Annotated in this window: 9 protein-coding genes; 6 read left to right on the top strand and 3 right to left on the bottom strand. The window is 41.3% G+C overall.

Going from position 1 to position 13,672, the window contains the following annotated elements; genetic code table 11:
* A partial coding sequence (locus tag ABZB17_RS12810; RefSeq protein WP_372650743.1) for an MFS transporter occupies positions 1 to 1,173 on the top strand: 1,173 nt, incomplete at its 5' end.
* A gap of 43 nt (positions 1,174 to 1,216) precedes the next feature.
* Here ABZB17_RS12810 and ABZB17_RS12805 read toward each other — a convergent pair.
* Both ABZB17_RS12805 and ABZB17_RS12800 read right to left on the bottom strand, forming a co-directional pair.
* Positions 1,217 to 2,977 carry a DUF6057 family protein gene (locus ABZB17_RS12805; protein WP_372650742.1) on the bottom strand — a complete coding sequence of 587 codons (1,761 nt, stop codon included), beginning with the start codon at positions 2,975 to 2,977 and terminating at the stop codon, positions 1,217 to 1,219.
* 10 nt (positions 2,978 to 2,987) lie between these two features.
* Positions 2,988 to 4,454, bottom strand: a complete 1,467-nt coding sequence (locus tag ABZB17_RS12800) for a TolB family protein (protein ID WP_372650741.1) — start codon at positions 4,452 to 4,454, stop codon at positions 2,988 to 2,990.
* A gap of 392 nt (positions 4,455 to 4,846) precedes the next feature.
* Between ABZB17_RS12800 and ilvD the strand changes: the two genes are divergently transcribed.
* The 5 genes from ilvD (at position 4,847) to ABZB17_RS12775 (ending at position 12,528) form a co-directional block, all read left to right on the top strand.
* Positions 4,847 to 6,676, top strand: a complete 1,830-nt coding sequence (ilvD, locus tag ABZB17_RS12795) for a dihydroxy-acid dehydratase (protein ID WP_372650740.1) — start codon at positions 4,847 to 4,849, stop codon at positions 6,674 to 6,676.
* A gap of 72 nt (positions 6,677 to 6,748) precedes the next feature.
* On the top strand, positions 6,749 to 8,446 hold the full coding sequence (ilvB, locus tag ABZB17_RS12790) for a biosynthetic-type acetolactate synthase large subunit (RefSeq protein WP_372650739.1): 1,698 nt from the start codon (positions 6,749 to 6,751) through the stop codon (positions 8,444 to 8,446).
* 34 nt (positions 8,447 to 8,480) lie between these two features.
* Positions 8,481 to 9,023 carry an acetolactate synthase small subunit gene (ilvN, locus tag ABZB17_RS12785; protein WP_045033422.1) on the top strand — a complete coding sequence of 181 codons (543 nt, stop codon included), beginning with the start codon at positions 8,481 to 8,483 and terminating at the stop codon, positions 9,021 to 9,023.
* 193 nt (positions 9,024 to 9,216) lie between these two features.
* The gene (locus tag ABZB17_RS12780) at positions 9,217 to 10,326 is read left to right on the top strand and encodes a mandelate racemase/muconate lactonizing enzyme family protein (RefSeq protein WP_372650738.1); all 1,110 of its coding nucleotides are present in this window, start codon (positions 9,217 to 9,219) and stop codon (positions 10,324 to 10,326) included.
* Positions 10,327 to 10,443: 117 nt separating this feature from the next.
* Complete coding sequence (locus ABZB17_RS12775; protein WP_372650737.1) at positions 10,444 to 12,528, top strand: TonB-dependent receptor family protein; 2,085 nt, start codon at positions 10,444 to 10,446, stop codon at positions 12,526 to 12,528.
* A 23-nt stretch (positions 12,529 to 12,551) separates the two neighbouring features.
* Here the strand turns inward: ABZB17_RS12775 and ABZB17_RS12770 are convergent.
* Positions 12,552 to 13,672: PQQ-binding-like beta-propeller repeat protein (locus ABZB17_RS12770; protein ID WP_372650736.1), on the bottom strand; the 1,121-nt coding region annotated here is incomplete at its 5' end.

Below are 13,672 nucleotides of genomic sequence, written 5' to 3'. Positions count from 1 at the left end.
ATGATGCTCCTCCAATACATGATGTATGCTGTATGGTGGGTTCCTCTTGCTGCTTATTTAACCAACCTCGATGTTAGCAGTTTCGAAAAATCGATGATATTAAGTTCAATGGCTATCGGCTGCCTTGTGTCGCCGGTTATTGGTATGCTTGCTGATCGTTTTTTCCCCGGACAAAAAGTACTGGCCTCGTTAAACTTGCTGAATGCCACAATGTTATTGCTTGCCGGAACCACAAATCAGCCCGATTTACTTTTTATATTCCTGCTTATTGCCATGTTGGGCTACATGCCCAGCTGGAGTTTAACCAGTTCTATTGCAATGGCGCACCTTCCGTCTGAACAGTTCCCAAAAATAAGGGTGTTTGGCTCTATTGGCTGGGTGGCATCCGGTATTTTTAGTGTAATTTTTATTCGCTTTTTGGGACTTGATTTCGACGGTACAAACATTCCGTTTTATTGCGGCGCTGGTGTAAGTATAATAGCCGTTTTTATTAATCTTACATTGCCCAATACTCCACCTCCGGCGAAAGGCAAAAAAGGTTCGATAATTGATGCTTTTGGATTGCGAACAGTTGAGTTAATGCGCGATAAAAACTTTGCCCTATTTATTATTTTCTCTTTTCTGTCGCTAATTCCATTTGCGATGTATTACTCGTTCTTTTCCGAGTTTTTGTTGAACATCAACACCAAATACATTTCAGTTACAATGAACTGGGGCGTGCTGGCCGAAATGGGATTTTTACTGTTGGTTCCTCCGGCCATTAAAAAGTTTGGCTTACGAAAAGTGATGATCTTTGGTCTGCTTGCCTTAACTGTGCGCTACTTTTCGTTCTATGCAGGAGGTACTATCAACCAAAGCTGGATGTATTATATCGGAATATTGATTCACGGACTGATATTTGGATTCTTTTATGTTGGCGGCCAGATTTACATCGATAAAAAAGCACCTGCCGAATTAAGATCGCAGGCACAGGGTTTTATTTTCCTGGTAACATTTGGCGCCGGTCTTTTGGTTGGGAACTTTATCTGCAGCGAATTAATAGCCAATTTTAAAAGCGATGCAGGCTATAACTGGAATGCAATCTGGGGAATATCCACACTAAGTTCTGTTGTGTTGGTCGTTGCCTTTATGTTGTTATTTAAAAACAATGATGAGCTCTTAAAATCGAAATAATTTCACAAGATTCAATAAAATTCAGGTAAGGCAAATCAAACCGTTAATTGAAAAAAACATAATACCAGTATGTATCAGCAAAATCACGAAGCGCAATTTGAGCTTTTCTTTTGTTCGACCGGGTTTGCTGATATATTTGGTAATACCGTTGAAATCGCTGTTCGGTTTCAGGATCAATATGCAACTGTTTTAACTCAGGCATCTCTCCCACCCGCAATAATTTGTAAGTTACAACAGCTTCTTCAACATTTTTAGGTATCTTTTTCAAGCCCGCATTTTCCAGGGCCGGCAACAATTCTACAATTCCTTTCATATCTTTCTGCAGCATCAGCCACGACAGTTCGTACTGCAACGCTACCGGATTATTCGAATCAGCATCTAATACAGGCAGCAGGTTTAACCAGGGCATATCGCTTTTTACAAAAAAATCGGGTTTACTATCCTGTTGCTTCTTTTTTCCCAATTCCTTGTCGCTCCAAACGGCAGCATTATCGTTCAGAAATTTTCTGAAATGGCGTGCCTCATTCTTATAAAACAACGATCGGTCAAGAATCGAGATGTATTTTTCAGCTGTTTCGTAATTGCCTTTTATAAGTTCGGTTTTAATCAGCATTTTTAGTGTCTCTGGCGTGTAGCCATATATTACCGTGTATTCGTATGCCCAACGCTGCGCCTCGTTTATCACACCAATGGCATAATAGTAATATCCGCCTAATCGTATAAACTGATTAATATTTTGCCATTTCAAAAACAGCGTACTTCCATCCTCACTTTGCCTGAATTTAAAAAAAGAATCAGCCAAACATCCGGTTTCGGCCAAAGCCACATTATTTAAAAACAGCGTTAGTTTGTTGTTGGTAGGCTGGTCATAATTATAACGAATCAGCTCATCATATTTTTGCTCGTAAAATAATTTCTCGGCATGAAAGTAGTGTTTACTCTTCTCATCAATATTCTGAAAAGCAACCACAGCGAGCAAAGCCAAAATCAAATACGGAGAAAACATGGCCAATTTTAATTGTCTGATTTTTATCCGCTCGATTAGATTAATTCTTATTTTGGCAAATACAGGTACGAACAGCAATAATAAAATCACCAAACCGAATAGAACAACCTGTCCCCCGATAGTGGTAACCGAAAACGGAAACACCAGAAGTGACTCAGTGGTATAGAAAAACAAAAATTCCTTGCCGATCCAAAAGAAAACTGCAAGATTGAACCAACTCAAAACGAGCTTCACCCAACTTTTTTGTAATAAGAAGTATATAGTTGATAAACCGAGCAGCAGAAAAGAGAAACTACCAAACAGAAAGTATATAACAGGTAGCAGAATTACCACCCACCAATCATATTTGGGATCGCTCTGAATTAATCCAACAAATAAAAGTAGCTGAACTAAAATTCCAAGGTTATTTATTGCCTGATACTGGTAATTGGTTTGCAGATAAAATAATAGGGCTCCCATTAAAAATGGCAGAAACAGGAAATTTTCTGCACCTAATTTTTTCCCTATTCCGGAAATTAACCAAACAATTAGTAATAGCTGGGCACTCACAATCAAAGCACCGACCAAAGGATAATAATAGAAGGCAATTTGCAACTTCCCCAGGTACTCCAGGAAACCTCCCGGCCTCTCTAAATGTTGTTGCAGAAAAGAAAAACCGGTTTGAAATAAGGATGATTTCTCCTGGTAAAAGAAAATATAGTCGGTAAAACGGTACAGAAATACTGTGGCGAACAGAAATAGTAACACTGCAGGAAAAAAGCGGGTAATTGTTTTGGTTTTATTTGGAACTGAATTCATTTCAATTGGTTTAGTTAGTTGCCCATTGCGCTTCTATGGCTTCTTTTCCGGCAGCTTCACGAATTTCGCCCGGAGTAAGTTCAACATCCGTTTTGGCAAATTCAGGGATATTAAATGTTTTTACATATTCCCTGTAAAATCCGGGATCTTTCTGCGGCAACACAAAAGGTTTGCTTGTCACACCGTTTTCATCAACAAACGAAATATACGGGCGGGCTGTAAGACCATCGCCACGTTTACTGCTAAATACCAACCATTTACTATTCGACGACCAGCTGTGGTAACTCTCGGTAAAATCGCTGTTGTTTCCACATTTTTCCACCTGCAAATTCCCCAGGTCAATTGAATACAGATCAGCCTCTTTGTGCCAGATCGAAAAACAACCATAGTCGTGTAAGGTAAAGATCAACACGTTTCCGGCCGGTGCTATCCGTGGAAAAGAAACGCTCTTCCCCAAAGTTGCGGCGTCGAAAACCAACTCAGGTTCCGAAAATTTGCGCTGTTCCGGATCAAACGCAACCCGGTACAAATCATACTTTATATCCCGGTAATCGTAATTCTCAGCAATTTGAGCAGCCCGACAGAAATATAAAAACCGGCCGTCAGCCGACCACTCCGGATAAGTATCCATAAATTGTTTTTCCGGATCAACAGGCACCTGCATTATTTCATTTTCATCAACATCGTACAGCACCAGTGAAGAATTTAAATCTGAAACTTCGATTTTTTTGTTTTCCATGGCATGAAACTGCTGAACCACTTTATTGGATGAAAAAGCAACATATTTCCCCGACGGATGCCAGCGCGGATATACTGCCCCGTTATTCATTTCCTTGGTTTTCAGGTTCACTTTTTTCAAATCTCCATCTTCAACAAAATAAGTCCCACCCAAATTACCGCGCATGTGGAACATAAAATCATCCGTATTTTGGTTATTAAAAGCATGGCAGTTAACACAGTTTTGCCCCACAACATTATTTTGGATCACCGTCTTTTCCTTAAAATTCTCGAGGCTTCGTTGTACTATGCTCAGTTCGGTCCAGCTTTCATACCCCGGATATAACAAACGGTAGTACAAAAACGGATCAACTTTTTCGGAAGAAACGGTATTGTTGAAAGCAGGATACTGAATCCACTTGCCCTCCTTTTTTACTGAAATTTGATAGCTGATTTTCGCTCCCAGGTTTTCTCCAAGAAGTTTTTTCCATTTCTTTTCTGAAATTCGAAATTGACCATCCCGCGATGAAACGCCTATACTCCCTGCCTTTTCTCCCGAAATAGACAGATAATAAGCATCTCCCGCTTCTTCTACTAAAAAATTCAGAGGAGCAATATTAACCGGAATAATAACTTCAGTGTAGTCGGGATATATTTTTACCGGATTATTATTCTTTGAAAATTCCCCATTGGGTTTTGACACACAGGAGAATAGAAATAGCAAACCGACAAAGTATATTAAATGGTACTGTAGGCTCATTGTTAGTTTTATGATCGCGTTTATTGCAAAGCCTGAAATTAATAAAATCATTCAAAATACACTTCTTAAATTTGCGGGAAAAATTGATAGATTTACAGCGAAAACAATTACAATTCAGAAGTAAATCTTCAAATATCTTTAAAATTCGTTCAAATTTCGAGATTTTGATTTCAATTCGTTTTGATAATAAATTATAATTTTTACATTTGCTTCTACATTACAAAAGCAAATGAAAATTTTATCTATCAATATTATTGTCCTACTCGTTGTCATTCTTGGAAACACTGAGAAAGGCCATTAATTTGTATAGATACTAAAGATATTTATAAGCCTTTCTCAAAACAGAGAAAGGCTTTTTTAATGTTATTACAGACAGAAAAAGACAAAAAAGTATGCATAACACATTACGAAGCAACACAACCACGCAGGGCCGAAGAATGGCCGGGGCACGCAGCCTTTGGAGAGCTAACGGAATGAAAGAAGAACACTTTGGGAAACCGTTGATTGCAATTGTTAACTCGTTCACACAATTTGTTCCGGGGCATGTTCATTTACACGAAATTGGCCAGTATGTAAAAAGTTTAATCGAAAAAGAAGGCTATTTTGCTGCTGAATTTAACACCATTGCCATCGACGATGGTATCGCAATGGGCCACGATGGGATGTTATATTCGCTTCCCTCGCGTGATGTGATTGCCGACAGTGTAGAATACATGTGTAATGCGCACAAAGTGGATGCAATGGTTTGTATTTCGAACTGCGATAAAATTACTCCGGGAATGATGATGGCCGCTATGCGACTGAATATTCCGGCAGTATTTGTTTCGGGCGGACCAATGGAAGCCGGCGAAGTTGACGATAAATTCCTTGACCTTGTTGACGCCATGGTTATGGCTGCCGATACAACAATTGAAGATTCGTATGTTCAAAAGGTAGAAGAAAACGCTTGTCCTACCTGCGGATCGTGCTCGGGAATGTTCACTGCAAACTCGATGAACTGTCTGGCCGAAGCGATTGGTTTGGCACTTCCCGGAAACGGAACAATTGTAGCCACACACGCCAACAGAAAAAAACTTTTTGAAGAAGCTGCACAAAAGATTATAGCAGCAACAAAAGCTTATTATTTCGAAGGCGACGATTCGGTACTTCCAAGAAGTATCGGTTCGCGCGATGCATTCTTAAATGCCATGAAACTCGATATTGCCATGGGAGGATCAACCAACACGGTGCTTCACCTGCTGGCCATTGCGCACGAAGCCGAAGTAAGCTTTACCATGAACGATATTAACGAGCTTTCGCGCATTACACCTAACTTGTGTAAAGTTGCGCCTAACGGTCATTATCATATTCAGGATGTAAACCGTGCCGGCGGAATCCTATCTATTTTGGGAGAACTGGAACGTGGCGGTTTAATGGAAACCAACGTTTCGCGCATCGATGGAAGGACTTTGGGTGAAGCCATTGCCGAATACGATATCAAACGAGATACCGTTACCGAAGATGCTATTAACCGTTTTAAATCGGCACCGGGCGGAGGTAGAAACCTGGTTATGGGATCACAGCAAAGCTTTTACAAAGAACTGGACGATGACCGTGCCAACGGCTGTATACGCGATTTTGAAAATGCTTACAACAAAGACGGCGGATTAGCTGTTCTGTTTGGTAACATCGCCGAAAAAGGATGTATTGTAAAAACTGCAGGTGTTGATCCATCGATCTTCAAGTTCACCGGAACAGCAAAAGTTTTCGATTCTCAGGATGATGCAGTTAACGGCATTCTTGGCGATGACGTTCAAAAAGGAGATGTGATTATAATTCGTTACGAAGGACCAAAAGGAGGACCGGGCATGCAGGAAATGCTCTACCCTACTTCGTACCTGAAATCGATGCAACTGGATAAACACTGTGCACTGATTACCGACGGACGTTTCTCGGGAGGAACTTCGGGATTGTCTATCGGGCACGTTTCACCAGAAGCCGCAGGTGGCGGTGCAATTGCACTAATTCGCAACAACGATAAAATTGCGATCGATATTACAGAGCGTTCTATTAACCTGGTAATTTCTGATGAAGAATTGCAAAAACGCCGCGACGAAGAAGAGGCCAAAGGAGCAAAAGCATGGAAACCTGCAAATCGGGTTCGTAATGTATCGAAAGCGCTAAAAGCTTATGCAAGCCTTGTTTCATCGGCCGATATGGGCGCAGTAAGATTAATAGACTAATTGAGATAGAAAGAATAAAACAAAGAACAAACAGATAGCCGGTTCACAGCGCCGGCCTAAAAAATAGACAATATGACAGCAAAAAAAGTTACCGGTTCACAAGCATTGATCCTGTCGCTTATGGAAGAAGGGGTGGATACCATTTTTGGGTATCCAGGCGGTGCAATTATGCCCGTTTACGATGCGTTGTATGATTTTGACAAAGAGGTAAAACATATTTTAACCCGCCACGAACAGGGAGCCATTCATGGAGCCCAGGGCTATGCCCGCGTCACCGGCAAACCTGGAATTGTTTTCGCAACCTCAGGCCCTGGTGCCACTAACCTGATGACAGGGATCGCCGATGCAATGATCGATTCAACTCCGCTTGTATGTATTACCGGACAAGTAGCCGCGCCACTGCTGGGAACCGATGCTTTCCAGGAATCGGACATTGTGGGTATGTCAATACCAGTTACCAAATGGAATTACCAGATAACTACTCCGGAAGAAATTCCTGAAGTAATGGCACAGGCATTTTATATTTCCACAACAGGTCGACCGGGTCCGGTTTTAATTGATGTAACTAAAGATGCACAATTTGGCGAACTGGAATACAAATACGAGAAATGTAAAAAAATTCGCAGTTATGTGCCGGAAACCAATATTGATCCACACCAGATAAAAGCTGCTGCCGAGTTAATAAACGAAGCTAAAAAACCAATGCTGTTGGTTGGCCAGGGAATTATTCTCAGCAATGCCGAAGAAGAAGTAAAAGCTTTTATCGAAAAAACCGGAATTCCTGCAGCCTGGACTTTATTGGGTCTTTCTGCGCTGCCAACCGACCATCGACTAAATGTTGGTATGTTGGGTATGCACGGAAACTATGGGCCAAATAAACTCACCAACGAAGCCGACCTGATTATTGCTGTGGGAATGCGTTTTGACGACCGTGTTACCGGCAAGGTTAGCGAATACGCCAAAAAGGCCAAGATCATTCACATTGAGATAGATCCGGCTGAAATTGATAAGATCGTTAAAACAGACGTGGCTGTATTGGGCGATGCCAAAAAAGCATTAAAAATGCTTATCGACAATGTAAATCCCAATACACACGAAAGCTGGCATAACGAATTTAAAAAATGCGATGCCATTGAAAACGAAAAGGTTATTCAGAAAGACCTTTATCCAACAAAACAAGGTTTAACGATGGGAGAAGCCATCAGAATAGTTTCTGAAAAAACGAATAACGAGGCTATTCTTGTTACCGATGTTGGTCAGCACCAAATGATCGCCCAGCGTTATTTCGGATTCAAAAAATCACGAAGCAACGTAACCTCAGGAGGTTTGGGAACAATGGGATTTTGTTTGCCTGCTGCCATGGGAGCGCAACTTGGAGCACCAGAACGTACTGTGGTTGGAGTGGTTGGCGACGGTGGTTTCCAAATGACAATTCAGGAACTGGGAACAATTGCACAGAACAAGTTGCCGGTAAAAATCATGTTGCTGAATAACAACTTCCTGGGAATGGTAAGGCAATGGCAACAACTATTCTTCGATAAACGCTATTCATTTACCGAATTGCATAATCCTGATTTTATTACCATCGGTAAAGGATTTGGTATTAACGGCCACACCGTTGACAAACGCGAGGATCTGGATGCAAGTATCCAAAAAATGCTCGACCATGATGGTCCTTATTTACTGGAGGTGAAAATTGAGAAAGAAGACAATGTGTTCCCGATGGTTCCAACGGGTGCATCAGTTTCCGATGTAATTTTAGAGCCTTAAATTCGTAACTTGAATAACGAAAAAAAGTAAAACAATGAAAAAAGAATATATCCTTACAGTTTATTCTGAAAACCACATTGGTCTTTTAACCAGGATCACAAACGTTTTCACACGCAGAAAAACAAATATCGACAGCCTTACCGTATCAGAGTCGGCATTGCATGGCATTTTCAAATTTACTATAGTGGTGCACTGTACCGAAGCTATGGCGATAAAACTGGTTAGCCAGATTGAAAAGCAAATTGATGTATTAAAAGCTTTTTATCACACCAACGATGAAATGATCTTCCAGGAAATTGCTTTGTATAAAGTTCCAATAGAGCCGATTTACGAGAGTGATACCATTGAAAAGATCGTGCGTAAAGCAGGCGCCCGTATTCTGGAAATTACCAAAGACTATGTGGTAATTGAAAAAACCGGTCATAAGGAAGATACACAAGCGCTGTTCGAAGAATTAAACCAGTTTAAGGTAATGCAGTTTATCCGCTCGGGAAGAGTTGCGATAACACGCGACCCTATTGAGCGTTTATCCGAATTCCTGAAGGAGCGCGATGCGTTTTTAACAAGTTTAGATTAAAAAATCTATAGTCTAAAACTACCTGCCCGTCAGCTTTTCTGACGGGCTTTTTTATTTTCTGTGGTCTCCCCTTTTTATTCGCTGATCAGCATCATTCAATCTTAATTATTTTGTTAATCGGTCAAATTATATCATTTGTCATACAAATTCATTAAAAAGATTTATCAACTTTGTAAAAAACTGCACTTTTACAATGAAACATCTAATCGACAAGATTGATATCTACCAATCTCCCATCAAATTAAAAGAACCTTTTGTTATTTCATTAGGCCCCATGTATCACGCCCAAAATGTGATCGTTGTTATTCACACAAACCAAGGTATTACAGGCTTTGGCGAATGCAGTCCGTTTATGACCATTAACGGCGAAAGCATGGAAACCTGTTTTATTGTAGGACAATATCTGGCCCAGGTTTTAAAAGGGAAAAACCCGGAAGACATTGAGGCATGCACCCACGCAATGGACAAAACTATTTATGGTAATTCAAGCATAAAAAGTGCCTTTGATATGGCGTTGTATGACATCTCAGCACAAAAGGCCGGTGTGCCACTTTATCAATTCCTTGGTGGACAAAATAACAAGGAAATACAAATTGATTATACGGTAAGTCTTACCAATCCTGAAAAAATGGCTACCGATGCCAAACGTATTGTCGACAATGGCTTTGAGATTATAAAAGTAAAGCTTGGCCACTCGAAAGAACAGGATGTGGAAAGCATAAAAAAAATACGTGAAGCAATTGGCCCGAAAATCCCGATCCGTATAGATGCCAACCAGGGATGGAAAACCGAAGAAGCACTGGACATTTTAAAGGCGTTAACTCCTTACAAAATACAACATTGCGAGGAGCCCATTCCGCGTTGGGATTACATGGCCCTGCCTGAAATCAGACGATTCAGCCCTATTCCTATTATGGCCGACGAAACCTGCTGCGATCACATCGACGCAAAACGACTGATCGATTTGTATGCCTGCGACCTGATTAATATTAAACTGAGTAAATCGGGCGGTATTTTTAAAGCACTGAAAATTGTGGAATTTGCCAAGGCTGCAAAAATGGAAATTCAGGTTGGCGGTTTCCTCGAAACACGATTGGGATTTACGGCAGCAGCCCATTTTGCTCTTTCGTCAAAGAATATTGTTTATTACGATTTTGATACGCCGCTAATGATGGAAGAAGATCCGGTTGAAGGAGGTATTCTTTATGGAGAGAAAGGCAAAATTACAATTACCGAAACACCGGGACTGGGCGCCAGCATTAAAGAAGATTTTCTATTGGGTTTAAAAAAGATAAGCGTTTAAACGAAGCGAATAACCAGAAAAGACGCAAATATCACCATTTCGTTTTCACACATTTTTACGGCCTAAAATATTGCTTACTTTTTGTTAACTTTGGTTTGAGAACAAAAAAAGCGTGTGATGAAAACGAGATGGTGTACATTTCTGATCTTTTTGATCATTTCCGGATTTATTCCTTCAGCGGTGCTGTATGCGCAATTACCATCCACCCGGCAGGATACAACACCACTTAGTGACCAGATTGAGGAAATTACCATTACCGCATTTCGTTCGCCGTACAATATTTTTAATACACCGGCACCGGTTAATTTGCTGCAACCCGAACAACTGGAGTCGGGTGATGCACTTACGCCCATCGATGCACTGAACCGCATTCCCGGTATTTTGATGCACCATGGTACATTTAATACCAACCGTTTAACTATTCGCGGAATTGGCTCGCGCACACCATATGGAACCAACAAAATAAAGGCTTACTTTGGCGAAATACCATTAACTACCGGCGATGGTGAAACTGTGCTGGAAGACCTAGAGAACTCTGCTATTCAACGCGTTGAAGTAATCAAAGGCCCTTCATCGAGCTTATACGGTGCCGGGCTTGCCGGCGTGTTGCTCTTTCATCCAAAAACGGTTGTGAAGGATTTTGTTCAGAACAAAACTACAGTGGCTTCGTTCGGAACGTTTAAAAACACGCTGTCGGCCGGAGTTAGTGCAAATAAGTTACAAATTTACACACTTGGAGCTTTGCTGTCGAGCGATGGCTACCGCGAAAACAATTCGACAAACCGGGGTAACCTGCTCATTAATTCGATTTACAATTTCTCAGATAAATCGAACCTTCAGTTTTTGGTAAAAGCCACAAAAATGAAAGGTTATATACCGAGTTCGCTCGATTTGGATACCTATGAAAACAATCCGGAAAGTGCGGCACAAAACTGGGCTTCAATAAAAGGATTTGAAGAATATACGAACTCGCAGTTTGGCGCTTCGTTTAACCGTTTTACGCTTAATGATGGCAAAATATCAGTTGGCGTTTTCGGAAGCATCCGCGAGTTGGATGAATTGCGTCCGTTTAATCGACTAAAAGAGTCATCAGATTATATCGGCTGGCGTGCTTACATTCAAAAAGTTATTGCCACCGAAGAGTTTCGTCTGGTAATGACAACCGGAGCTGAAATGTTCCGCGAAACCTACGACTGGCAGACTTTTAACAACGATAACGACCAGCTGCTTTCGGATAACAGGGAAAAACGGCAATACGAGAATCTCTTTGTTCAGCTGGAATCAAATATTAAAGAGCGCGTTTTTATTTCTGCCGGGCTGAATGGTAACCTCACACGTTTTAAATACACCGATCATTTTACCGAAAATGGCGACCAGTCGGGCAACCGAAATTACAAACCGGTTTTGTCGCCTCGTTTGGGTGTTAATGTTCTTCTGAATCACGAGAATTCCGTTTTTGCAAATGTCAGTCACGGATTTTCAACGCCAAGCTTCGAAGAAACGTTGATGCCCGAAGGCAGCATTAATCCTGATATAAAACCGGAATCGGGATGGAGTTTTGAAACCGGATTCAGAACCCAGATTACCAACCGGTTTAAACTTTCAACAAGCTACTACCGCATTTATATCGACAATCTGCTTGTGGCGCACCGCACCGGCGAAGATGCCTACGTAGGCGTTAATGCCGGCCAATCGGTACATCCGGGTTTTGAAACCGAATTTACCTGGGTAACCATTACACACAATAGAAATCCCTTACTAACCCTATACGGAAGTGCCACACTGGCGAACTATCATTTTAACGATTTTGTGAATTTAGGAAACGATTATTCCGGCAATATTCTTCCCGGAACTACAAAAGAAACTTTTAGTTTTGGCACCAAACTGATACCTGTTAAAAATCTATCGATAAACGGATGGTACCGCTATAACGGAGAAATGCCTGTTGATGATGCCAATTCTACTTTCTCCGATGCCTTTGGATTAACCAATGCCGAAATCAGGTACGAGGGAAAAAAGGATAACTTTAAGTTTGATATACGCGGAGGCGTTCAAAATATATTTGATATTCATTATGCCTCAATGCTGGCCGTTAATGCTCCATCATTTGGCGGCAATCCTCCCCGCTATTATTATCCGGGAAATCCACGAAATTTTTATATAAGCATATTAATTGGCCTTACCGGGAATAATACACCGTAACCTCAATCGGAAAAGACTTCCTCTTATTCGTTTCCTATGGCGATCACCGACTTTTGTGTTCTGAAATACAAAATAACGCCATTTATTGCAGGTGATGCCATAAGCACGTCATTCATTTTATTGTGTTGCAGAATCTCAAACTCCGGCCCTGCCCTAACAACAAATACATCCCCCTGTTCGGAACACAAATACACCTGCCCGTTAGCGGCTACCCCCGAAGCCGTAAAACCACCAACCGATCCAAGGCTCTCTTTATACATCAACTCGCCGGTGCTTGCTTTAAACACACTTAGCGAACCATTTCCCTGTAGATTGTATAAATAGCCGTCATAAATAAGTGGAGTTTGCATATACGCGCCACCACGTTTTATACTCCAGACTATACTTTCGTTCTCTGTTTCATTTTCCCCGAGTGTTATGTCGCCGGTTGCATCGGTTTTAACGGCATAAATTGGCGAATAGCGGCCATGTGCGTTATTAATAAATATCAAATCGTTGGCAATCACCGGTGTTGGTGTAGGAACATCGCCCCCACCGCTCATTTTCCAAATTTCTTCTCCGGTTTCAAAATCATACCCTCCCATATGTTTCCAGCCGTTTACCACCACCTGTGTTTTTCCATCTTTCTCAAACACCGTTGGAGAGCTCCAGGTTGAAACTTCCTCACGGGGTGTCTTCCAGATTTCTTCTCCGGTATTTACATCGTAGGCAGCCAAAAAACAATCGCCTAAATAATCGCATTGAACGATGACTTTATCGTTATGAATTATCGGAGAACTTGAAAATCCCCATTCCAGTTCAGGAGCATTGTAAGGTCCTGCATTCATTTTTTCGAAATCCTTTTGCCAGGCCAGTTCACCATCCATGGTGTAACAGAATAAGCCGTTTGAGCCAAAGAATACAACCACGTGCTTTCCATCCGTTGCAGGTGAACCATCGGCGTGCGACGCTTTTGTATGACGTTTTACTTTGGGAACGCGTTTGGTGGCCAGTTTTTCCCAGATGATTTTGCCTGAATTTTTATCAAGACAGTACAATTTAAATTCATGAACAGATTCATCTTCCACGGCATCGCCATCGCCGTACAAACCTATTTTTACCTCATTATCGCCCGAAGAGCTTACAGCTGTTGAAATGAATATTT

The sequence above is a fragment of the Draconibacterium sp. genome (assembly GCF_041583095.1).
Lineage (GTDB): Bacteria > Bacteroidota > Bacteroidia > Bacteroidales > Prolixibacteraceae > Draconibacterium.
Note: the sequence above shows the minus strand (reverse complement) of the source record. Positions and strands in the feature narration are given on the sequence as shown.

Coding starts and splice junctions, on each gene's coding strand:
- ilvD (WP_372650740.1), top strand. CDS start 4,847: ATGCATAACACATTACGAAGCAACACAACCACGCAGGGCCGAAGAATG.
- ilvB (WP_372650739.1), top strand. CDS start 6,749: ATGACAGCAAAAAAAGTTACCGGTTCACAAGCATTGATCCTGTCGCTT.
- ABZB17_RS12780 (WP_372650738.1), top strand. CDS start 9,217: ATGAAACATCTAATCGACAAGATTGATATCTACCAATCTCCCATCAAA.
- ABZB17_RS12800 (WP_372650741.1), bottom strand. CDS start 4,454: ATGAGCCTACAGTACCATTTAATATACTTTGTCGGTTTGCTATTTCTA.
- ABZB17_RS12775 (WP_372650737.1), top strand. CDS start 10,444: ATGAAAACGAGATGGTGTACATTTCTGATCTTTTTGATCATTTCCGGA.
- ABZB17_RS12805 (WP_372650742.1), bottom strand. CDS start 2,977: ATGAATTCAGTTCCAAATAAAACCAAAACAATTACCCGCTTTTTTCCT.
- ilvN (WP_045033422.1), top strand. CDS start 8,481: ATGAAAAAAGAATATATCCTTACAGTTTATTCTGAAAACCACATTGGT.